Below are 20,103 nucleotides of genomic sequence, written 5' to 3'. Positions count from 1 at the left end.
CATCGGCTGCATTGGTTGCAGATCGAGGCATTCAAACAAGTGGGAGGAATTCATGAGTAAAAATAGAGGCGTCGTCTATCTCCGGCCGGGCAAGGTCGAAGTTCGCGACATCGACGACCCGAAGCTGGAAGCGCCTGACGGCCGCCGCATCGAACACGGCGTCATTCTGAAAGTGATTTCTACCAATATCTGCGGCTCCGATCAGCACATGGTCCGCGGCCGCACGACGGCGATGCCGGGCCTGGTCCTTGGTCATGAAATCACCGGCGAGATCATCGAGAAAGGCATCGATGTCGAGATGCTCGAAATCGGCGATATCGTCTCGGTGCCTTTCAATGTCGCCTGCGGCCGCTGCCGCTGCTGCAAGTCTCAGGATACCGGTGTCTGCCTGACGGTAAACCCGGCCCGCGCCGGCGGTGCTTATGGTTATGTCGACATGGGCGGCTGGATCGGCGGACAGGCACGCTACGTCACCATTCCCTACGCAGATTTCAACCTGCTGAAAATCCCCGATCGGGACAAGGCAATGGCGAAGATCCGGGATCTCACCATGCTCTCCGACATCCTGCCCACCGGCTTCCATGGCGCAGTGCGGGCAGGCGTTGGCGTCGGCTCGACCGTCTATGTCGCAGGCGCGGGCCCCGTCGGCCTTGCGGCTGCCGCTTCGGCTCGCATTCTCGGCGCCGCAGTCGTGATGATCGGTGACTTCAACAAAGACCGTCTGGCGCATGCGGCGAAGGTCGGTTTCGAACCGATCGACCTGTCGAAGAGTGACCGTCTTGGCGACATGATCGCGCAGGTCGTCGGCACCAACGAAGTGGACAGCGCCATCGATGCTGTCGGCTTCGAGGCCCGCGGCCACTCGGGCGGGGAACAGCCGGCGATCGTGCTCAATCAGATGATGGAGATTACCCGTGCCGCCGGTTCGATCGGCATTCCCGGCCTCTACGTTACCGAGGATCCAGGTGCTGTCGACAATGCCGCCAAACACGGCAATTTGTCGCTTCGCTTCGGCCTCGGATGGGCCAAGGCGCAGTCCTTCCACACCGGCCAGACTCCGGTGATCAAATACAATCGTCAACTCATGCAGGCGATCCTCCACGACCGACTGCCAATTGCCGATATCGTCAACGCCAAGGTCATCCCGCTCGACGATGCCGCCAATGGATATGAGAGCTTCGACCAGGGAGCGGCGACGAAATATGTCCTCGATCCGCATGGCGAGGTGGCGAAAGCCGCATAGCGACATTACTGCACACATAGGAATGGCCGGGCGAAAACCCGGCCATTCCGCATTCTCGAAAAATTGGACGGCGAACTACTGGATGCTGAACGGGAAATATTTGGCGTTGATCATGTCATAGGTTCCGTCCGCCTGGATGCTCTTCAACGCTTCGTTCAGACGTGTCAGACGCTCCTTGTCATCCAAGCGCAGCGCTATACCGGCGCCTTCACCAAAATAGGTGACGTCGACCAGGTCCGGCCCCTTGAACTCGCAGCAGCTTCCAGCCTTGGTGTTGGCAATCCAATCATAGATGGCCAGTTTATCCTCGAGGATAATGTCGACGCTCCCATCCGCCAGACCCTTGTACAATTCCGGCGAAGACCGAAACACCGTCTTTTTCATTGCCGGATAAAGATGGTTGGCATAGGATTCCTGCGCTGTCGACGACGTCACCCCAAGAATTTTGTCGCTGAGGGCGGCGGGGCTGACATCGCTGATCGACGAATCCTTCCGGGCGATGAACACCGACGGGCTGTTGTAGTATTTTTCAGTGAAGGCAACCTTTTGACGCCGCTCAAGGCTCATCGACATGGATGAGATGATCGCGTCGTATTTGTCGGCAACGAGATCGGGGATGATGTCGTCCCACTTCTCGATGATAAATTGGCATTCAAACTTGCCGACCTCGCACAGCGCATTGGCAATATCGATATCGAAGCCCTGAAGCTTGTTGTTTGAATCGAGATAGTTGAAGGGCGGAAATGCACCTTCGACGGCAATTCTCATTGGCATGCGATCCTGCGCAGCCAGCTCGAGCGGCGCGGCCGCCGCTAACAAGACACCGATCCCGCCCGCCATCAGCGTTCCGCGCAATATGGTCTGAATGGATATGCGCAACATCGTCGGGAGCTCCTTGGGGCATAGTCGATCTCGCGCCATAGTGGGCCACAGCTTTTAATTCTACGTGAACGCTTCTTTGTTAGCGTCGACGAATGCGCCCGTGTCGTGGTGTTCAGGGGTCTAGGCTTGCAGATCGTTCTTCCTTCCAGCTCCAATACGTTTCAGCAATCCTGGATCGCCTCCGGGAGAATTCTGTTCCTTATTGCCGTCAGCGGGCTCGGAGCGATCGGGCTTGTCGTACTCTCGGCGCTCTGGGCAGGAACCGAAAGCGATGCCGCAGCCCTCGATCGACAGCGTCAGCTTGTGAATGCCCGCCTGCGCGAACAGGTCGATCAAGTCGCGCATGTTATCGGCCAGTTCGGCAATGGCTATCTCGCACGTGTCTATCCTGCCGCCCTTTCGACCGAAGGCTCCTCCGGCCTCGATGCCGTTTTGACGGCAGCAGCCGGGAGTGCGATCGGCCAGACGGCTATGTCGGCGTTCGGCTACGACCAGGCCTTTGTTGTCGATGAAAAGGCGCAACTGCTCATGCTGGCGGACGCCCAAACGGAGAAGCGATACCGCTGGATGAGGCCTCTCTTTTTGCCTCTCCTTCAGGATGCCCGCTTTGGGGTCCGGCGAAGCACGGCTTTGAACGAAAGAACGCCATCCTCAATGGAAGCCCGCCTTGCGAGCGCCGCCCATTCCAACCGTGCTCTGGCCAATCTGATGCGGCTCGAGGGCCGGCCGACCATCGTCGGCGTCGTCGCCATTAACGAGGCTGCCGGGGGACAGCGCCAGCCGATGCGGCAATTCCTGATCGTCGTGCGCTTTATCGATGGTGCGGCGCTGGACGAATTGAGCCGGCAACAGGGCCTTAACGGCGCCCGCTTCGCGCGCACCGCCGATGCGGACGAAAATGAGGTTGCGTTCCAGATTGACGCCACGGCAAACGGCGAACCGATCGGCTTTATCGTATGGCGGCCGGATCTTCCAGGTTCGAGGGTGATCGGTCGATTGATGCCGGCGCTTTCGATTGCCGCCTTGGTGATCGCGATCCTGTTCTCGGTCTTGCTGGTGCGCCTGCGAAGGAGTCTCGGCGAGTTGAAGAAAAGCGAGCTGCATGCAAGGCAGCTTGCCTTGCATGATGTGCTCACCGATCTTCCCAACCGCGCTTTGTTCGCTATGAGGTTCGACGAGTGCCTGGCCGAGACGCAGAATTCGACCGAGCGCTCGGCGGTCGCACTTCTCGACCTCGATCGCTTCAAAGCGGTGAACGACACATTCGGCCATGCCGCCGGCGATGAACTCATCAGGATGGCCGCCGAGCGGATCCGCTCGCTGCTTCGTCCGGGCGACACGCTTGCCCGGCTAGGGGGCGACGAATTTGCGCTGCTTCTCCGGGACATCAAAGATCATGACCACGTTTTGCCGGCAATATGCGAAGCGATCGTTGCCGAACTTGGCAAACCCTTCCCGCTTTTGCGCGGCGAAGCGGTTGCGCGCGTCGGCGGCTCGATCGGCGTGACCGTCGTGCCGGATGCCGGGCGGAATGCCGATGACATCATGCGCTACGCCGACGTCGCGCTGTACGAGGCAAAGATGGGCGGCCGAGGCCAGTGGCGTCTCTATTCACCGTCCATGGACGGCGGCCGAAATGCACGCGACATTCTCAAGAACGAATTGCGGGAAGTTCTGGCCAAAGGCATGGCCCCAGATGGTCCACACGCCGATCCGGTTTCGAACCGGCCGGACTTCGGATCGCTCGAGGTCTATTACCAAACGGTCCATCGCGCTGAGGCAGGATACGCGGCGTCGGGCGCGGAAGCTCTCGTGCGTTGGCGTCACAGTCAGCGCGGGCTGTTGACGCCTGCCAGCTTCATCCCTGTCGCCGAGGAGGGCGGCCTCATCGACGCTCTCGGTTTCTGGGTCTTGCGCGAAGCCTGCAGAGCCGCCTGCAAATGGCCGGAGGACACGTTTGTTGCGGTCAACGTGTCTCCTGCCCAGTTGAGAAGACCGAATTTCGCCGAGGAAGTTTTCGCCGTGCTTGAGGAGAGCGGTCTGCAGCCGTCCCGGCTCGAGCTCGAACTCACCGAGTCCTCACTGATCGAGGACAACTCGGACGTTTATACGGTGCTGAAGTCGTTGCGCAGCCGGGGTGTCCAGGTTTCGCTGGATGATTTCGGAACTGGCTTTTCATGCCTCAGCCATCTCCTGCGCTTCGATATCGACCGCATCAAGATCGATCGATCGTTCGTCTCACAGCTCGGCACCAAGGCCAATGGGGCGGCAATCATTGGCGCCATCGTCGCGCTCAGCCGTAACCTCGGTATCTCGACGACGGCCGAAGGGGTCGAAACCGATTATCAACGCGACTTTCTGGCCGCCCTCGGCTGCACCGACCTCCAAGGCTACTTCTTCTCCAAACCCGTTCCTATTGGCGAGCTTGATAGTTTCCGGAAAGCTGAAAGCGCCGCTGGGTTACTGACGACCGCCCGAGGCGCCGTCGCGTGAGAGGCTTCAGATCTTCCGCAGGCTAGGGGAACTTTCGCCCCGCGTCGCGGTTGACGCGCGAAGACCGAATGGAGGATGTGATGGGCGAGGTCGGGGAATGGCGGCACCTTTGCGTCGACATGCAGCGGATGTTTGCCGAAGACACGCCGTGGCACGTTGCCTGGATGGCACGGATCTCTCCCCAGATCGAAGAGCTGGCCGGGCGGCATCCGTCGCGAACGATCTTTACCCGCTTCCTGCCACCCGAGCGTGCGGACGACATGCCGGGGAAATGGCGGGATTATTACCAGAAATGGTGGATGATGACGGGCGAACATCTTCCGCGCGGCTTCATAGATCTCGCCCCATCGCTGGCCTCGTTGGTTCCGCCGGCAAGGCACTTCGACAAACGCACTTATTCGCCTTGGATCGACGGCCGCCTGCATCCGATCCTTCAGTCGGAGCGGGTCGATACGCTTGTGATAACGGGCGGTGAAACGGATGTCTGCGTGCTTGCCACGACGCTCGGCGCGATCGATCTCGGCTATCGTGTCATCGTGCTGAACGACGCCGTCTGTAGCGGCGCCGACGATACGCATGACGCGTCACTGGAACTTCTGCACGATCGGTTTTCCGTGCAGCTCGAACTCATGGATACCGAAGAGTTTTTGAGATGCGTTGGCTAGTACGCTTGGCGTGACGATGAAGGCTTCGCCGTAATACTGCTCATCGCCTCCACCGACAGTGGCTGCATGACGGGAGGCGTCGGTGGCGACGACCATGGGCGTGAGATTCCCTGCTTCCGTCATTGCTAGGTGCGAATGATATGATCTTGGCCCATCCGGCCAGTTGCCACGGATGACCGAGAGGTCGGCCTTAGCGCCTGCCGATCGATGGACTAAACACCATGAGGCTCAGGACCTCAAAGAGCACCTGTGCTGCGGCGTGCGCCGTGTTGGTCGTTGCGTCATATTGCGGGGCGACTTCGACGACGTCACCACCCACCAGATTTATCCCCTTCAGTCCGCGTATCAGTTCAAGGACTTCACGCGTGGTCAATCCACCGACCTCGGGCGTGCCCGTGCCGGGCGCAAAGCTCGGATCGAGGCTGTCGACGTCGAAGGAAAGATAGGTGGGGCCGTCGCCGACGATGGATTTTGCCTTGGCAATGACGGCCGCAATCCCCATTCCGCTGATGTCCTCTGCGTGGATCACGGTCATTCCCGAAGCGTAGGAGAATTCCCACAAATATTCCGCTGAACCGCGGATGCCGATCTGGATAGTCCGTGTCGGATCGAGCACGCCGTCAAGCACCGCATTGCGGAACGGCCCACCGTGATGAAACTTCGTCTGATCGAAAGCGCCGCTTGTATCGCAATGGGCATCAATATGGATGAGGCCGACCGGTTGCTGCCGGCCGATGGCCTTCAAAATCGGGTGGCTGATGGAATGATCGCCTCCGACGGAAAGCGGGGCCACGCCGGCATCGACGATCTGGCCGATCCGCTTTTCGATGTCGTCGTGGCTGAGTTCCAACCGGTAACGGCTTTGGAACGATATGTCGCCGATATCGGCGACCCGAAGATCGAAGACCGGCGCCGTAGCGAGAACGTGATTGTAGGGGCCGATCCTTTCGATGGCGCGAAGTGCTCTCGGTCCGAAACGCGAGCCTGGACGATTGGTGACGCCAAGATCCATGGGGATCCCGGTGATCGCAACCTGGAGATTGCCGAAATCCGGATCATCGGCCGCGACCTGCATGTAGGGTGCGCTGAGGAAGGTCGGCACTCCGGCGTATGGCGCCAGTCTCGTGCCGCTCTTGGAGATGATCTTCTCCGCTACTTTGCGAAACTTCTCATCGAATATCTCGCCGCCATTGGCGTCTGCAAATTCTGCGCGCAGTTGCTCGAGCCGCGTTTTATCCCACACCATATGCATGCGTCTCCGCTTCAGGTCCGTCTCGTCAGACAAAGAGGTTGAGAAAACAATTGGTATCGTTGTAGCAATCGGTATCAAAGAGAAATCGATATGATCGCTGCAAAACCCAATTCCCTCGTTGCCCGCCTCTCTGCCCCGCCCATTCCTTCCGTCGTCGCCTGGAGCCACGAATACAAGGGGGGAAAAGGGCCACTCATCGATTTGTCGCAAGCTGTGCCCGGCTATCCCGCGCATCCGGAGATGCTTCGGCTTCTCGCCGAGGCGGCCGGACAACAGGCGATGACGGGCTACGGGCCGATCGAAGGCGAACCTTTATTGCGCAAGACCTACGCGGCTGACGTTGCCGAATTTTACGGCGCCGACCTTTCCGCCGGCAATATCCACATTACCGCCGGCTGCAATCAGGCGTTCATGTGTTCGGCAATCGCGCTTGCCGGCGCCGGCGATACCGTCGCGCTGACCAATCCCTTCTATTTCAATCACGATACGACGCTGTCGATGCTGGGGATCGGTCGACGGCTGGTCGATTGCGACCCAGCCTTCGGCTTTCTTCCCGATCCAGGTTCGGCCGAGGCGGCCCTTGCGGCCGGCGCGAAGATGCTTGCCGTCGTCACACCAAACAATCCCACCGGGGCCGTGTATCCGCCGAGCCTGCTGCATGAGCTTTTCGTTCTCTGCCGGAGATACGGCGCCTGGCTGATCGTCGATGAAACCTATCGCGATTTCCTCGGCGAGGATAACGGACGGCCACACTCACTCCTCTCAGAGCCGGGCTGGGAAGACACGCTCGTTCTTCTCTACAGCTTCTCGAAATCCTTCTGCATCCCCGGTCACAGGCTGGGTGCAATCACGGCAGGGCCTAAACTCATCGCCGAGATCGCCAAGGTGATGGACAATATGCAGATCTGCGCGCCGCGCTCGGCCCAGATCGCCGTTGCATCGGCGATCCCGGCGCTTGCCGATTGGCGGGCCGGCAACCGGCTGGAGATTGCTCGCCGGGCGGACGCTTTGAGGTTGGTCTTTTCCGGGCTGCCGGATTGGGAGATCGGTGCGATTGGCGCCTATTTCGCCTTTGTCCGCCATCCCCACGCCGATCGATCGTCTTCCGAAGTTGCCGAGAAACTCGCCAAGGAATCCGGCATCGTTTGTTTGCCCGGCGCCTATTTCGGCGAGGGCCAGGAGCGTTACCTCAGACTTGCCTTTGCCAATGCGGATGTCGCCTCGATTGGGCTATTGTCCGAGCGCCTTCGCTAGACCGTTTTGATCAACCTCCGCCGGCAGTTCATGATAGCCGCCGCGCCAGTAGAGCAGCGGCCCTATGCCCTGCCGGATTTCCATTGCGCAAACATGTCCGACCAAAATGGCATGGGAATTGTAGTGGAAAGCGGTTTCGAGCTTGCAGTCCAGGACCGTCAGGGCGTTTTCAAGGGCGGCCGCGCCGGTCTTGAGGCGATACCATCCTGCACCGCCGTAGCGTTCGGCGCCCTTTCGTCCGTCAAGACCGGCAAAGGATTGCGCCACCTGTTGCTGGTCGGCGGCGAGCACGTTGACGCAGAAGCAGCCGTACCGCTGCAGCGCCGGCCATGAGGAAGACGCTCGGTTGACGCTGACGATGACGGACGGCAACTCCGCCGATAGCGAGGAGACCGACGTTGCCGTGAAGCCGGTGCGGTGTTGCCCGTCGCCGACCGTAATCACGCTGACGGCACCCGCCAGATGACGCATCGAAAGCTTGAAGTCCGCTTCGCTGATCAAAGCCTCGACACTCATCGGGCTGGCTCTTTTGTTTTGGCAAAGCGGTTTACCGGCATTGAAAGACCGAGGTTTTCGCGCAAGGTCTTGCCTTCGTATTCCTCGCGGAACAGCCCGCGGCGTCGAAGCTCTGGCAGGACAAGCCGCACGAAGTCGTCGAGGCTGGACGGCAAGGTCGGAAACATCAGGATGAAGCCGTCGGCGGCGCGCGTTTCGAACCATTCCTCCATGAAGTCGGCAATCTGGGCCGGCGTGCCCGTCATGCCATTTCCGGTATGCTTCTCGGCATAGTGCCGGATGAGCTCGCCGACGGTGCGGCCGCTTCTGACGAAATCGACCAGCTCGTCGAACAAGGCGCGTGATCCCTTGGGCGCCGCCGGCAGCCGATCCATGGGGAAAGGCTTGTCGAGTGCGACGTCGCGCAGGTCCGCCTCGAGGAATTCGGAGAGCATCAGCCGGCCGACATCCGGATGCATCTTGTCGATCAGATAATCCACCTTCGCCTTTGCCTCGGCTTCAGTTTCACCGACGTTGATCACGATGCCCGGCATGATTTTCAGATCGTCCGGATCGCGCCCATGGGCCGGCATCCGGCTCTTGACGTTTTCGTAGAAGGTCCGGTTTCGGTCGATATTCGATGCCAGGCTGAAGACGATCTCCGCCGTGCGTGCCGCCATGTCCATTCCGGGTTCCGAACCGCCCGCCTGGGCGATGACAGGACGGCCCTGGGGCGTTCGCGCGATGTTGAGGGGTCCGCGAACCTGGAAGTGCGTGCCTTTGTGATTGAGCGTGTGGTGCTTGTCCTTGTCGTAGTAGACACCGTTTTCACGGTCGAGAAGCAGTGCGCCGTCCTCGAAGCTGTCCCAAAGACCGAATACGACATCGACGAACTCGTTGCCACGCTCGTAGCGTAACGCATGCGGGTCGAGCCCTTCACGATTGAAATTGTAGCCGGTTTCGTCGTGGTCGGAGGTGACGACATTCCAGCAGACACGGCCCTTACTCAGATGGTCGATCGAGGCGAACAAGCGCGCGACATTGTATGGTTCGTAATAACTCGTCGATACCGTCGCCACGAGACCGAGGTCATTGGTGGTGACCGCCAGAGCCGAAAGCAGCGACAGCGGTTCGAAACGGTTCATCTTGGTTGGAATGCGGGCAAGCGCTTTCGGATCGCCGACGGCAGCGGCAGGAGAATCCGCCATGAACATGAAATCGAATTTGGCCGCCTCGGATCGTTTGGCGACATCGAGCAGATGGGCGAAGTCGTTGGCGCCATTGACGTCGCTTGCCGGATGCAGCCAGGAGGCCGGGTGAAAGCCGAATGTGTAGACGAAAGTCCCGAGTTTCATCTTGTCGGTTCGCGCCATCGAGCTCTCCTGCTATGTCGGCCACGCCGCCAACGGTGGAGGGCGACTGCGTAAATTATCGCCAGGCGCAAATTTTCATCAATATCGCTCAGCTAGGTTCCGTTTTAGTTTTTCTAAAGTATCGGCTTAGGCGCTGACGCCAGGGCCTGCTGACGGGAAATAGCAATGAGCCACTCGCGGAATTCGTGCCCGTGGGGCTTCTGCAAGGCCGCACGGTCCCAGGCGAGAAAATAGCTTTCGCGCAGTGCAATGCGCAGGTCGACGGGAATGACCAGCGTTTGCGCTTCAAGCTCGTCTGATATCATCGACATTTGTGCGAGCACGACGCCGCGCTTGTTGACAGCAGCATCAATCGCGCTGCTCGAAAGAGTGAAGGAAAGGCCCGGCGTCGACGCATCGAGGGGGACACCGGCCTTGGCGGCAAACTCCGCCCAGCTGGGATAAGGGGTGAAGTGCCGTTCCCACTCGACATGGAGGAGGGGCTTTTCGAAAAGATCGCGAGCCGCATGCGCTCGATCCTGCATCAGCGCCGGCGAGCAGGCAGGCACCACCCAATCGCGGAACAGTTCGGTATAGTGTTCGTGCTGGAGGACGTCCGATCCGTAGCTGACGCGGAAATCGACATCGTCGAAACCGATCCGGGGCTCTTTGTCGCGTCCGATAATCCTCACTGGAACTTCGGGATGAAGCGCCTGCCAGTCGAAGATGCGCCTGCCGATCCATTTGTTGACGACGGAGGAAAGCGCACTGAGCACCAGCGCCGTCTCGTTGCGCGCCTTTTCCAACAATTGCTGGGCCAGCGCAAATTGCTCGAACCCCTTCGATATCTCCTGATGGTAGAGCCGGCCCCAGGCGGTCAGCTCGACGGTTCGCCCGCTGCGTTCCAGAAGCGAAATTCCAAGAAAGCTTTCGATCTTGCGGATCTGCTGGCTGATGGCGCCCGGCGAAACCCTGAGCTCCAGCGCCGCTGCCGTCACGCCGCCGCAGCGCCCCACCGCCTCGAACGCCTGCAAACTTTTCAGCGGGATCGCCTTGAGGCGCTCATCGGTCACTTGCAGAACCTCTCGTGATTGGCGTCGAGCTCAATTTGCTGCCGGATGAAACGTCCCCGCAAACTGGAACCGGTCGCCTGGATGGGTGAACTCGACATAGGTCACCGTACGACCGTTCTGCCAGGTCTGGCGGATGAGGCTAAGGCAGGCCTCGCCGCGTTCCGTCTGCAGGATCCGCGCCGTCGTGGTGTCGGCCGAAACGGCGCGAATGACATGTTTGGCCTTGGACCAGGGAACCTCGTCAAGCAGCCATTTGCCGGGCGGAGTTGAAGCAAAGCTCTCCTCTCTCGCCCGTGGGACAGCATCGAGCATGATGATCCGCCGCTCGATGGCATTCGGCCTGCCATCGACGATATGCAGGCATTGGAGCCTGAGGACTTCTGCATCGGCAGGTTCCGACAGCTGCTGCGCCTCCGCCTCTCCAAGGCGCTCGATCTTGCGGGCGAGGATTTCGAAGCGGTGTTCGTGCCCGGCCAGTTCCGCTTCGGTGCTGATATCCTGGATATCCATCACCGTGCGGTCGATCTGGGGCGATGCGACAAACGAACCTGTCTTGCGCCGTCTGACAATCATGCCGCGCTCGGCAAGCGCCGACAGCGCCTTGCTGACGGTCATCCGCGAGCACCGATATTCCGCCGCGAGTTCGTGTTCGACGGGAATACGGTCACCGGGCCGCCAATCGCCGCTGATGATCTTCGTCTCGACATCGGTGAAAATACGTTGATAAATCGACACCAAGCCCGCACCTCATCCGGCGTCAGCGACCATAAATACGGGAACGGTCATGCCAGCGAGATCGACGCCACCCGGCACAAATTTTGCGTTCCTCGTCTTTTACATTGACACTCTAGGCCAGCCTATATCTATTTGTATAGTCAAAAGCGGAGCATAGAAATCCGCGCAGAGGAAATCGAAGTCGGGAACAAAAACTCCTCCGCCGGGGGAATAAAAACTGGAGAGATGATCATGAAGGCACATTCACTGCTGAAGGGTCTGGTCGGCGCCGCGTTCCTGCTCGGAGCAGCCGTTTCCGCCCATGCCGCCGACACGCTGGCAGCCGTCAAGGCAGCCGGCACCCTCAAGGTCGGCACCGAAACGGCTTTCGCACCGTTCGACTATATCGATGCCGGCGAACACACGGGCTTGAACGTCGACCTCTTTGCCGAGATCGGCAAGGAACTCGGCGTCAAGATCGAGTGGGTCGCCCTTCCCTGGGACGGCGTCTTCCCGGCGCTCGAGGCCGGCAAGTTCGATGTCGTCGCAGGTCCTGCAACGATCACCAAGAAGCGCATGGAGCGCTATCGCTTCACGCCGCCGATCGCCGAAGCAACGATTGCCATTCTGAAGAAGGCTGGCGACACGACGATCAGCAAGCCGGAAGATATTGCCGGCAAGACGATCGGTGTCGGCAAGGCAACTGCGCAGCTCGACCAGCTGAAGGAATTCTCCGCCACGCTGCCGACCAAGGTCGACGTGCGCGAATATCCCGCCTTTACCGAATCCTACGCCGACCTCGCCGCCGGCCGTATTGCCGGCGTCGCCAATTCGCTGCCGAATATCGCCTTCGTCGCCAGCCAGCGAAAGGGCACCTTCGAAGTCGTCCTGCCGCCATTCGGCAAGAAGTCCTATTTCGGCTTCATCGGTCTCAAGGATGCCGACCATGCGCCCCTGATGGATGCGATCGACGCCGCGATGCTCAAGATCAAGGCAGACGGGCGCATGGCAGAGCTGCAGAAGAAGTGGTTTGGTGCATCTTTCGATACGCCTGATGCTGTCAAGGACCCGGCATTCTGATTTGCCGCCGGTGAAACGAACGCGCCCCGCCATCGGTCGGGGCGCAATCTGCCGTGGCATCAGAGTTCACGGCCGCAGCGCCCAGGCAAACATCGCCCATGTCCATCAAGCTTTTCGAACTGCTTCTGCAAGCCTCGATCTACACGGTGACGATCAGCGTGGTTTCTATCCTGATCGGCTTTGCGATCGCGATCGTTATTTCCGCCATGTTGCTTTCGCAGCAACGGCTTTTGGTGCTGCCGGCGAAGATTTTCATCAGTTTTTTTCGCGGAGTGCCGCTGCTGGTGCAGCTGTTGCTGATCTATAACCTGCTGCCGGCGATCGACATCAACGTGCCAAGCATCGTTGCGGCCATCGTTGGTCTGTCGCTGTGTACGGCAGCCTACCAGGCTGAAAATCTGCGCGGCGGTTTTGCCAGCGTTCCCATGGGCCTGGTCGAATCTGCCGAAATGGTTGGCATGAGTCCCGTTCAGATCTTCCGTCGTATCAAGGCCCCGATCGCCCTGCGCCTGACCTTTCCAGCACTCGTCAACGAAGCGATCCTTATCCTGAAAGCGTCTTCGCTGGTCTCGGTCGTCGGCGTCATCGAGCTGACGCGCATGGCCCAGGATCTTGCCGGCAGCACCTTCCTGCCGCTTGAGATTTTCGCTTCCGCCGGTCTAATCTATTTCATCATCAATTGGATCGTCGCCCTTGCGGGCGGCCTGATCGAACGCTCCCTGCCGGGAGTGCCGCGATGACCTTCGACATCAATGTGATTTTCAACAATTTTCCGGAAATCCTCAGCGGCGCATGGCTCACCATCGTCATCTGGATCGTCACCACGCCGGCCGCTGCCGCGCTCGGCTTCCTTGTTGCCGTTGCCAGGCGTTTTGGCGGCGTTGTCCCGGACAAGGCATTCGGCGTTGTCATCGCGGTGCTGCGCGGCACGCCGTTCCTGATTCAGATATTCCTCGTCTACTACGGCGGCCCCTTCGTCGGATTGTCACTCGATCCGATCCCGGCCGGCGTCATCGGCCTTTCCATCTACGGGGCGGCTTATTTCAGCGAGATTTTCCGTTCGGGCTTTGCCGCCGTCCCGAAGGGACATATCGAGGCCGGCCTGTGCGTTGGCCTGACACAAGGGCAGATCGTCCGACGCATATTGCTGCCGGAGATGACCATGCTGGTGTTGCCGCCTTCGGTCAACATGACGATCATCCTGATGAAGGAGACGGCCGTGCTGTCCATCATCACCGTGCCGGAGTTGACGGCGACGTTGAGTGCGATCGGTTCGCAGCAATATGCTTTCGTCGAGGCGCTCTTCGTGCTTGCCCTTTTTTATTGGGCGCTGGTGGAAATCACCGGCTGGCTCGGTCACCTCGCCGAAACGAAACTCTCAAGATTCAGGTTTTTCAACATATGAGCATTCCTGCGATCGCAGTCAAAAATCTCGTCAAGACCTTCGGCGGTTCCACCGTGCTGCAGGGCATCGACCTCGACATCGTTCAGGGACAGGTTTCCTGCGTCATCGGCCCATCCGGATCCGGCAAGAGTACGCTGCTGCGCTGCATGGCGTTTCTCGAGGAATCGACGAAGGGTACGATTGCCGTCAACGGCGAGGTGCTTGGCTTTGCGGAAAACGCCAAGGGCGTCCGGGAGCGGGTGCCGGCGGCGGCGAACCGGCGGATCCGATCCCAGATCGGCATGGTTTTTCAGCAGTTCAATCTCTGGCCGCATATGACCGCGCTCGGCAATGTCAGCGAGGCGCTGAAGTCCGTTCACAAGATGAGCCGCAAGGATGCTGAGGAGCGGGCAATGGCCCAGCTCGTCAAGGTCGGCCTCGAGGGCAGGGCAGGGCACTATCCGTCGCAGCTCTCGGGAGGGCAACAGCAGCGCGTCGCCATCGCCCGGGCGCTAGCCCTCAACCCGAAGATCATGCTGTTTGACGAGCCGACCTCGTCACTTGATCCCGAGCTGACCGGCGAGGTGCTCAACGTCATGCGCGATCTCGCCGCCGAGGGCATGACGATGGTCGTCGTCTCCCACGAGATCGGATTTGCCGCGACGGTCGGCCAGCAGATCATCTTTCTCGATCACGGCAAGGTGCTGTTCACCGGCCCGCCGCAGGACGTCTTCAAACGGCCGAGAAATCCCCGCCTCGAGCAATTTCTGGATACCTATATCGATCGCGGCGCCTCGATGCTGCTGTGACGTTCATGTCCTTTCGGATCGTCGGGCAGACCTTCAAGGCCGGCGTCGGGTTCAGGCAGTGTCGTCTTCGAATATTTTGACGGGCCGGTCCCACTGGATGAGCACGACACAGCCGGTCTCGCTCCAGACCGAATGTTCGCTGCCCGGTGCATTGACGATATAACTGCCGCTGATGTAATCGCCCGTCTCGTCGGATTGAACGCCATCGAGCACCAGGATGGTCTCGAGCCCCTCGTGGCGATGGCGGGGAACGGAGGCGCCAGGCTCATATTTCAGCAGCGCCACGCCCGGCTGATCGCCCTCGAAGGGGCGGATCCAGTGAATGGTGACAGCATCGCGGAAAGGGCCGAATTCCAACTCCTTCCAGCCGCCTGAGGTCAGGCGTTCGCGGGTCGTTTCAGGCATGGGCGATGCTTTCCAGAATGTCGTCGATATGGGCGGTCCAGCCGACGATCGCGCCCTGGGCGCGGATCATGGCGATGGCGGCGGCTTTGAATTCGGGGAAATAGCTTTCCGTGGCCTCCTCGGCGAGCAGGCATTCATAGCCGCGGTCGTTTGCTTCGCGCATCGTCGTCTGCACGCAGACTTCGGTGGTGACACCGGCAAAGACGAGCTGACGTATGCCCTTCTGCTGCAACACGGTGCCGAGGTCGGTCGCGTAGAAGGCGCCCTTGCCGGGTTTTTCGATGACGACTTCGCCCTTCACCGGAGCGAGCTCCGGAAGAATTGCCGTGCCGGGTTCGCCCGCGATCAGGATGCGGCCCATCGGGCCTTCGTCGCCGATCCTGAGCGCAGGATTGCCGCGGTCGCGTTTGGCCGGTGGCAGGTCGGAGAGATCAGGCCGGTGGCACTCCATCGTATGGATCACAGGCAGGCCGGCATTGCGGAAGCCCTGGATGAGGCGTTTGACATCGGGCACGATCCTGGTGATGCGGCTGACATCGTTGCCGAGGCTGGCGCCGAATCCGCCCGGCTCGGCGAAATCGCGCTGCATGTCGATGACGATGAGGGCGAGCTCATCGTGTTTCACCGGAAAGGCGAAGGGTTCTGCCTTGATCCCCATCATCAATGATGCCCCGCCATGTGGGCGCCGATCACGCCGATATCGGCCGAACGCGCCGGTGTCTCGTAAACCAGCTTGCCTTCCGAAATGACCATGATGCGGTCGGACATCTCGAGCAGTTCGTCGAGGTCTTCCGAAAGCAGCAGCACGGCGGCTCCCAAATTGCGGGCCTTCATGATCCGGGCGCGGATTTCGGCAACGGCCGAGAAATCGAGGCCGAAACAGGGGTTGGAGACTATCAGCAGATCGACATCGCCGGTCAGTTCGCGGGCGAGCACCGCCCGCTGCACGTTGCCGCCCGAGAGCGCTGCGATCGGCGAGGAGGAAGAGGCCGTCTTGACCTTGAAGTCGGAGATCAGCGCCGAGGCACGCTTCTTCATGCTGCCCTTGTTCAGCCAGATCGCGTCCTTGCCGTCCAGCTTCAAATCGAAGGTGCGGAACGCAAGGTTCTCGCTCACGGTCATCTTGGGCGCACAGGCATTCTGCAACGGCTCTTCGGGGATGAAACGCACCCTGTTCTTGCGGGTCTCCTCACGGGTGGCGCCGTAAGTCTCGCCATTGACCATGACCTGGCCGCTATCGGTCGGGCGCTGGCCGGCCAGAATTTCCGTCAGCTCCTTCTGGCCGTTGCCGGATATGCCGGCGATGCCGACGATCTCACCGGAGCGGACCGTCAGCGCGTCGATCTCGATCGTCTTCAGGCCGGAGCGATCCGGAGCTTTCACCTGGGTCACAGTGAGCACGGATTTGGCCGCTTCCGCCACCGGCAGACGGCTGTCGAGCTCGGCGAGCTTGACGTCGCCGATCATCATCGCCGCCATCTCGGCGGTGGAGAGCTCGCCGACCTTGCCGGTGCCGACCAGCTTGCCGCGCCGCAGGATCGAGACGGCATCAGCGAACTTCGTCACCTCGTGGAACTTGTGGGAGATCATCAGCACGGTGAGCTCGCCGCGCTCGGTCATCCCGCGGACGATGCCGAGCATCTCATCGGCTTCGGCCGGCGTCAGCACCGAGGTCGGCTCGTCGAGGACGAGGAAGGAACGGCCGAGATAGAGCTGCTTGACGATTTCGAGCTTCTGTTTTTCGCCGGCGGCAAGCTCGCTCACCGGCCTGTCGAGCGGGATCTTGAACGGCATGCGCTCCATGAAAGCCGCCAGATCCTTGCGTTCCCTGGGCCAGTTGATCACCGCGGGCACTTCGGTGCGGCTGATGACCAGGTTTTCCGCACCGGTCAGAGAGGGAACCAGTGTGAAATGCTGGTAGACCATGCCGAGCCCATAGGTCGCGGCATCCTTGGGTGAGGCGACCGCCACCTCGCGGCCGTCGACCGACAACGAGCCTGACGTGGCGTGATAGAAGCCCATGATGCATTTGACGAGCGTCGACTTGCCGGCGCCGTTTTCGCCGAGAAGCGCGTGAAAAGAGCCGGCCGGAACGGCGATAGAGACGTTGTCGAGCGCGGTGAAGCTGCCGAAACGCATGGTCATATCGAGCGTCTCGATGCCGACGGCCTTGCCGGCTTGCGGAAGGGGCGTGTCGCGGACTGTGCTCACTTCATTGCTCCTTTTCGACGATGATGGCGACGGGACCGCCGCCGGGCGGACCCTGGTGTTCGGCGCCGCCGGACACATAGAGATCGGTAATGCCGAAGATGCCGGCGAGAACGCCGCCGACGAAGGCACGGGCATGGCGGGTGCCTGCAATATCCGAGTCATCGAGCATCGTGTGGCGCCTGCCGTCGATCCTGCCGGACGGGTCCGGCTCGGCCTTGGCGAGAACCGCCGCCAGCCGGCTGTTTTCCGGCAGGCGTTCGCGGGCTTTCCTGACGGAATGCGCGTCGATCGCATCCAGCATGACCGCGTGGTCGATCGACAGCGGACCGGACCATTTTGCGCTCATGCCGAGGACGATGATTTCGTGATCGGTGAGTTCGCCCCCGGACGAGGTTGAGGCGCAGCGGGAAAAGAGATCGAAACGTGTGCAGATGTCGGCATCGCCGATCGATGTCGCATCTATCTCGCCGAGTGCCACGGCGACGCCGAGAGCCGAAGCGCCGCGCGAGAGGCCCATGGATTTCAGCGTGTCGTGGGTTGCGACCGTCCTGCCTGCTGCCTCGGCCTCGGCAATCCGGCGCGAGGTGAGCAGGGGACACTTGATCTGCACGAAATGGACATCGGCGGGATCATCGATGCCGGCATCCCTCATCGCGGACTTCACGCCTTCGGCAACGAGCAGGATCTGTTCCCGGCGCCCGAGATGTTCGGGGGGCAGCGCGGGGGTACGCGACACACCAATGGCCAGCGCCCGTTCGCCCGGGGTTTCTACGGTTTCACGCGCAAAAACCGTCCAATGCGGCGAGAGCGCCCCCTCGGTGCCGCCGGACATGATGATCGAGACGCCGTCGACGCCATATCTACTGAACAATGTCTCGAAGCTGCGGGTGGCATAACCGCGGGTAAAATCATTGACGCAGCCGTTGCCTTCCGTCTTGCCGAGAACGGCGACGACGTTGTTCGCCTGAAGGCCGCTGGCAAAGAGCGCCTCGACGCCGGCAACGTCATCGGGGCCGTCGGCTGGCACGCGAAAGACATGGGCACGCAATGACGGCATCAGGGCAGCGCCTCGACTAGAGCCGCGGAATTGGAGACCGAGCCGAAGACGCCGCCCTGCATCTTCACCATCTTGATCGCGGCGAGGTGGTTTCCGTAGTCGGTCGCACCGCAGCAGTCCTCCAGAAGTAGGCATTCGTAGCCGCGGTCGTTTGCCTCGCGCATCGTCGTCGAAACGCAGACATCGGTGGTGATCCCCGTGAGGATAATGTTCTCGATGCGCTTCTGGTTGAGGATGAGTTCGAGGTCGGTGGCGCAGAACGAACCCTTGCCGGGCTTGTCGATGATCGTCTCGCCTTCGATCGGGTAGAGTTCGGGGATGATGTCCCAGCCCGGTTCGCCACGCGTCAGGATTCGGCCGCAGGGGCCGGCATCACCGATGCCGGCGCCGATCCGCTGCGAGCGCCAGCGTTTGTTGGCCGGCAGATCGGCAAGGTCGGGGCGATGGCCCTCGCGGGTATGGATGATGTGATAGCCCTTGGCCCGCATGGCGGCCAGCACACGTTTGATGGGTTCGATCGGCGCCTGCACCAGCGACAGGTCGTAGCCCATATGGTCGACATAGCCACCCTTGCCGCAGAAATCGGTCTGCATGTCGATGATGATGAGGGCGGTATTGTCTGGCCGGAGAGCGCCGTTATAGGGCCACGGATAGGGATCGGCGTCGATAAAATGCCCTTTGGTGTCGACCATCGCGTCCATCATTCTCTCTCCTATTCCGCGGCAGGTTTGAGGGGTTCGCCGTAGCGGCGCATCGGCTTGTCAAATCCGCAGGACGTGCCGTCCTTGACCTCTATTTCGTCTTCCCATGGCAGGCGGTATTTGCCGGCGATGAGGTCGTGCATGTAGGTGTAGGGCGCATCCTGAGCGCCGCCGGCGACGGCGACATAGCCGCGATGGCCGAACTGGTAGATGTTGTTCTCGACGCCCCAGCCGAGCCGGGCCTCGCGCACCAGATCAGGCCGCACCTCGGCGGTGATGATCTCGTTGACGCGGCCGGAAGTGCCGTGGGCGATGATCGTGCCGTCGAAATTGCAGATCATGCCTTCACCCATGGAATCGAACGTGCCGTCCGAGCCGCACATGCAGACATTTGCGGTGACAATCAGATTGCAGAAGGCGTTGGCCTGATTGGTGAAGCGCCAGGCATCGCGGATCGGCGCCGTATAGCCGGCCGTGCGGATCATGATTTCGGCGCCCTTATAGGCGCATTCGCGCGCCATCTCCGGGAACATGCCGTCATGGCAGATGATCAGAGCGAGCTTCGCGCCCCGCGGGCCCTCGATGACAGGGATGCCAAGATCGCCGGGCTCCCAGGGCTCGACGGGGATCCAGGGATGCATCTTGCGGTAATAGAGCTTCAACTCGCCCTGATCGTCGATGACGATGCCGGAGTTGTAGGGCATGGCGCCAAGGTTCAGCTCCATGATCGAGAAGCAGCCCCAGATCCGGTTGTCCCTGCAGGCCTGCTTGAAGGCCGCGACCTCCGGCCCGTCGAGCGTGCACATGATCTCCGGATTGATGTCCATGGAAAGGCCATGCAGCGCGTATTCGGGAAAGACGACGAGGTCCATGCCCGGCTGGTTGCGCCGCGCTTTGGCCACCAGATCGACGATCACCTGCGCCTGTTTTGCCAAGTCCGCTTTGGTAACGGTCACCGGCAGCTGGAGCTGCACCAGGCCGATACCGACGCCGTGTTCGGATTTGTTGAGACCGCCAAGTCCGTTCATCGAAA

20 protein-coding genes are annotated in these 20,103 nt (G+C 60.7%); 8 read left to right on the top strand and 12 right to left on the bottom strand.

From position 1 onward, the window contains the following. The first annotated feature begins 52 nt into the window (after window positions 1-52). On the top strand, window positions 53-1,243 hold the full coding sequence (fdhA, locus tag AC25BC_RS35365; protein WP_003555532.1) for a formaldehyde dehydrogenase, glutathione-independent: 1,191 nt from the start codon (window positions 53-55) through the stop codon (window positions 1,241-1,243). Between the two features lie 75 nt (window positions 1,244-1,318). Here fdhA and AC25BC_RS35360 read toward each other — a convergent pair whose 3' ends face one another. Continuing rightward, on the bottom strand, window positions 1,319-2,125 hold the full coding sequence (locus AC25BC_RS35360; RefSeq protein ID WP_012760686.1) for an ABC transporter substrate-binding protein: 807 nt from the start codon (window positions 2,123-2,125) through the stop codon (window positions 1,319-1,321). A 105-nt stretch (window positions 2,126-2,230) separates the two neighbouring features. Here AC25BC_RS35360 and AC25BC_RS35355 point away from each other — a divergent pair, with 105 nt between their 5' ends. Next, a complete protein-coding gene (locus AC25BC_RS35355; RefSeq protein ID WP_128438943.1) occupies window positions 2,231-4,618 on the top strand; it encodes a putative bifunctional diguanylate cyclase/phosphodiesterase in 2,388 nt (795 codons plus the stop codon). Window positions 4,619-4,698: 80 nt separating this feature from the next. Continuing rightward, window positions 4,699-5,283 (top strand): cysteine hydrolase family protein, encoded by a 585-nt coding sequence (locus AC25BC_RS35350; RefSeq protein WP_003555535.1) that lies wholly within the window; start codon window positions 4,699-4,701, stop codon window positions 5,281-5,283. 190 nt (window positions 5,284-5,473) lie between these two features. Here AC25BC_RS35350 and speB read toward each other — a convergent pair whose 3' ends face one another. Next, window positions 5,474-6,529, bottom strand: a complete 1,056-nt coding sequence (gene speB / locus AC25BC_RS35345) for an agmatinase (protein ID WP_017997623.1) — start codon at window positions 6,527-6,529, stop codon at window positions 5,474-5,476. A 96-nt stretch (window positions 6,530-6,625) separates the two neighbouring features. Between speB and AC25BC_RS35340 the strand changes: the two genes are divergently transcribed. Continuing rightward, window positions 6,626-7,789, top strand: a complete 1,164-nt coding sequence (locus AC25BC_RS35340; RefSeq protein WP_128438944.1) for an aminotransferase — start codon at window positions 6,626-6,628, stop codon at window positions 7,787-7,789. On the opposite strand, the gene AC25BC_RS35335 is transcribed toward AC25BC_RS35340, so the two are convergent. The 4 genes from AC25BC_RS35335 to hutC form a co-directional block, all read right to left on the bottom strand. Next, window positions 7,766-8,305 carry a flavin reductase family protein gene (locus tag AC25BC_RS35335; protein WP_012760690.1) on the bottom strand — a complete coding sequence of 180 codons (540 nt, stop codon included), beginning with the start codon at window positions 8,303-8,305 and terminating at the stop codon, window positions 7,766-7,768. The genes AC25BC_RS35340 and AC25BC_RS35335 overlap by 24 nt on opposite strands. Continuing rightward, the gene (locus AC25BC_RS35330; protein ID WP_017997625.1) at window positions 8,302-9,657 is read right to left on the bottom strand and encodes an LLM class flavin-dependent oxidoreductase; all 1,356 of its coding nucleotides are present in this window, start codon (window positions 9,655-9,657) and stop codon (window positions 8,302-8,304) included. Before AC25BC_RS35330 ends, AC25BC_RS35335 begins: the two co-directional genes overlap by 4 nt. Window positions 9,658-9,770: 113 nt before the next feature. Then, a complete protein-coding gene (locus AC25BC_RS35325) occupies window positions 9,771-10,709 on the bottom strand; it encodes a LysR family transcriptional regulator (RefSeq protein WP_003555542.1) in 939 nt (312 codons plus the stop codon). 30 nt (window positions 10,710-10,739) lie between these two features. After that, a complete protein-coding gene (hutC, locus tag AC25BC_RS35320; protein WP_017997626.1) occupies window positions 10,740-11,447 on the bottom strand; it encodes a histidine utilization transcriptional repressor HutC in 708 nt (235 codons plus the stop codon). Between the two features lie 228 nt (window positions 11,448-11,675). Here hutC and AC25BC_RS35315 point away from each other — a divergent pair, with 228 nt between their 5' ends. The 4 genes from AC25BC_RS35315 (at window position 11,676) to AC25BC_RS35300 (ending at window position 14,696) form a co-directional block, all read left to right on the top strand. Continuing rightward, window positions 11,676-12,503, top strand: a complete 828-nt coding sequence (locus AC25BC_RS35315; RefSeq protein WP_003555544.1) for a transporter substrate-binding domain-containing protein — start codon at window positions 11,676-11,678, stop codon at window positions 12,501-12,503. A 98-nt stretch (window positions 12,504-12,601) separates the two neighbouring features. After that, window positions 12,602-13,243 (top strand): amino acid ABC transporter permease, encoded by a 642-nt coding sequence (locus AC25BC_RS35310; RefSeq protein ID WP_003555545.1) that lies wholly within the window; start codon window positions 12,602-12,604, stop codon window positions 13,241-13,243. Continuing rightward, window positions 13,240-13,908: an amino acid ABC transporter permease gene (locus tag AC25BC_RS35305; protein ID WP_012760692.1), complete on the top strand. Its 669-nt coding sequence runs from the start codon at window positions 13,240-13,242 to the stop codon at window positions 13,906-13,908. Before AC25BC_RS35310 ends, AC25BC_RS35305 begins: the two co-directional genes overlap by 4 nt. Continuing rightward, window positions 13,905-14,696: an amino acid ABC transporter ATP-binding protein gene (locus tag AC25BC_RS35300; RefSeq protein ID WP_012760693.1), complete on the top strand. Its 792-nt coding sequence runs from the start codon at window positions 13,905-13,907 to the stop codon at window positions 14,694-14,696. Before AC25BC_RS35305 ends, AC25BC_RS35300 begins: the two co-directional genes overlap by 4 nt. A gap of 51 nt (window positions 14,697-14,747) precedes the next feature. On the opposite strand, the gene AC25BC_RS35295 is transcribed toward AC25BC_RS35300, so the two are convergent. From AC25BC_RS35295 to AC25BC_RS35270, 6 genes are read right to left on the bottom strand one after another with little or no spacing between them, the layout of a single operon-like run. Next, window positions 14,748-15,101 (bottom strand): cupin domain-containing protein, encoded by a 354-nt coding sequence (locus AC25BC_RS35295; RefSeq protein WP_012760694.1) that lies wholly within the window; start codon window positions 15,099-15,101, stop codon window positions 14,748-14,750. Then, complete coding sequence (locus tag AC25BC_RS35290) at window positions 15,094-15,762, bottom strand: cysteine hydrolase family protein (protein WP_128438945.1); 669 nt, start codon at window positions 15,760-15,762, stop codon at window positions 15,094-15,096. Before AC25BC_RS35290 ends, AC25BC_RS35295 begins: the two co-directional genes overlap by 8 nt. Then, window positions 15,762-17,312: an ABC transporter ATP-binding protein gene (locus AC25BC_RS35285; protein WP_012760696.1), complete on the bottom strand. Its 1,551-nt coding sequence runs from the start codon at window positions 17,310-17,312 to the stop codon at window positions 15,762-15,764. The genes AC25BC_RS35290 and AC25BC_RS35285 overlap by 1 nt, the downstream gene beginning before the upstream one ends. A 1-nt stretch (window position 17,313) precedes the next feature. Beyond that, window positions 17,314-18,369, bottom strand: coding sequence for a cyanuric acid amidohydrolase (gene atzD / locus AC25BC_RS35280; RefSeq protein ID WP_012760697.1), 1,056 nt, complete (start codon window positions 18,367-18,369; stop codon window positions 17,314-17,316). Beyond that, the gene (gene biuH, locus AC25BC_RS35275) at window positions 18,369-19,070 is read right to left on the bottom strand and encodes a biuret amidohydrolase (RefSeq protein ID WP_128439019.1); all 702 of its coding nucleotides are present in this window, start codon (window positions 19,068-19,070) and stop codon (window positions 18,369-18,371) included. The genes atzD and biuH overlap by 1 nt, the downstream gene beginning before the upstream one ends. Before the next feature lie 11 nt (window positions 19,071-19,081). Further along, window positions 19,082-20,098 (bottom strand): formamidase, encoded by a 1,017-nt coding sequence (locus AC25BC_RS35270; RefSeq protein WP_128438946.1) that lies wholly within the window; start codon window positions 20,096-20,098, stop codon window positions 19,082-19,084. Window positions 20,099-20,103: the final 5 nt, after the last annotated feature.

The organism is Rhizobium sp. WSM409 (genome assembly GCF_057653825.1).
The sequence above is the reverse complement of the archived record's forward strand: the minus strand, read 5'-3'. Positions and strand labels throughout refer to the sequence as shown.

Excerpts from the sequence above, each read along its gene's own strand:
- fdhA (WP_003555532.1), top strand. The coding sequence starts at position 53 with ATGAGTAAAAATAGAGGCGTCGTCTATCTCCGGCCGGGCAAGGTCGAA.
- AC25BC_RS35360 (WP_012760686.1), bottom strand. The coding sequence starts at position 2,125 with ATGTTGCGCATATCCATTCAGACCATATTGCGCGGAACGCTGATGGCG.
- AC25BC_RS35350 (WP_003555535.1), top strand. The coding sequence starts at position 4,699 with ATGGGCGAGGTCGGGGAATGGCGGCACCTTTGCGTCGACATGCAGCGG.
- speB (WP_017997623.1), bottom strand. The coding sequence starts at position 6,529 with ATGGTGTGGGATAAAACGCGGCTCGAGCAACTGCGCGCAGAATTTGCA.
- AC25BC_RS35340 (WP_128438944.1), top strand. The coding sequence starts at position 6,626 with ATGATCGCTGCAAAACCCAATTCCCTCGTTGCCCGCCTCTCTGCCCCG.
- AC25BC_RS35335 (WP_012760690.1), bottom strand. The coding sequence starts at position 8,305 with ATGAGTGTCGAGGCTTTGATCAGCGAAGCGGACTTCAAGCTTTCGATG.
- AC25BC_RS35330 (WP_017997625.1), bottom strand. The coding sequence starts at position 9,657 with ATGGCGCGAACCGACAAGATGAAACTCGGGACTTTCGTCTACACATTC.
- AC25BC_RS35315 (WP_003555544.1), top strand. The coding sequence starts at position 11,676 with ATGAAGGCACATTCACTGCTGAAGGGTCTGGTCGGCGCCGCGTTCCTG.
- AC25BC_RS35310 (WP_003555545.1), top strand. The coding sequence starts at position 12,602 with ATGTCCATCAAGCTTTTCGAACTGCTTCTGCAAGCCTCGATCTACACG.
- AC25BC_RS35305 (WP_012760692.1), top strand. The coding sequence starts at position 13,240 with ATGACCTTCGACATCAATGTGATTTTCAACAATTTTCCGGAAATCCTC.
- AC25BC_RS35300 (WP_012760693.1), top strand. The coding sequence starts at position 13,905 with ATGAGCATTCCTGCGATCGCAGTCAAAAATCTCGTCAAGACCTTCGGC.
- AC25BC_RS35295 (WP_012760694.1), bottom strand. The coding sequence starts at position 15,101 with ATGCCTGAAACGACCCGCGAACGCCTGACCTCAGGCGGCTGGAAGGAG.
- AC25BC_RS35290 (WP_128438945.1), bottom strand. The coding sequence starts at position 15,762 with ATGATGGGGATCAAGGCAGAACCCTTCGCCTTTCCGGTGAAACACGAT.
- atzD (WP_012760697.1), bottom strand. The coding sequence starts at position 18,369 with ATGCCGTCATTGCGTGCCCATGTCTTTCGCGTGCCAGCCGACGGCCCC.
- biuH (WP_128439019.1), bottom strand. The coding sequence starts at position 19,070 with ATGGACGCGATGGTCGACACCAAAGGGCATTTTATCGACGCCGATCCC.
- AC25BC_RS35270 (WP_128438946.1), bottom strand. The coding sequence starts at position 20,098 with ATGAACGGACTTGGCGGTCTCAACAAATCCGAACACGGCGTCGGTATC.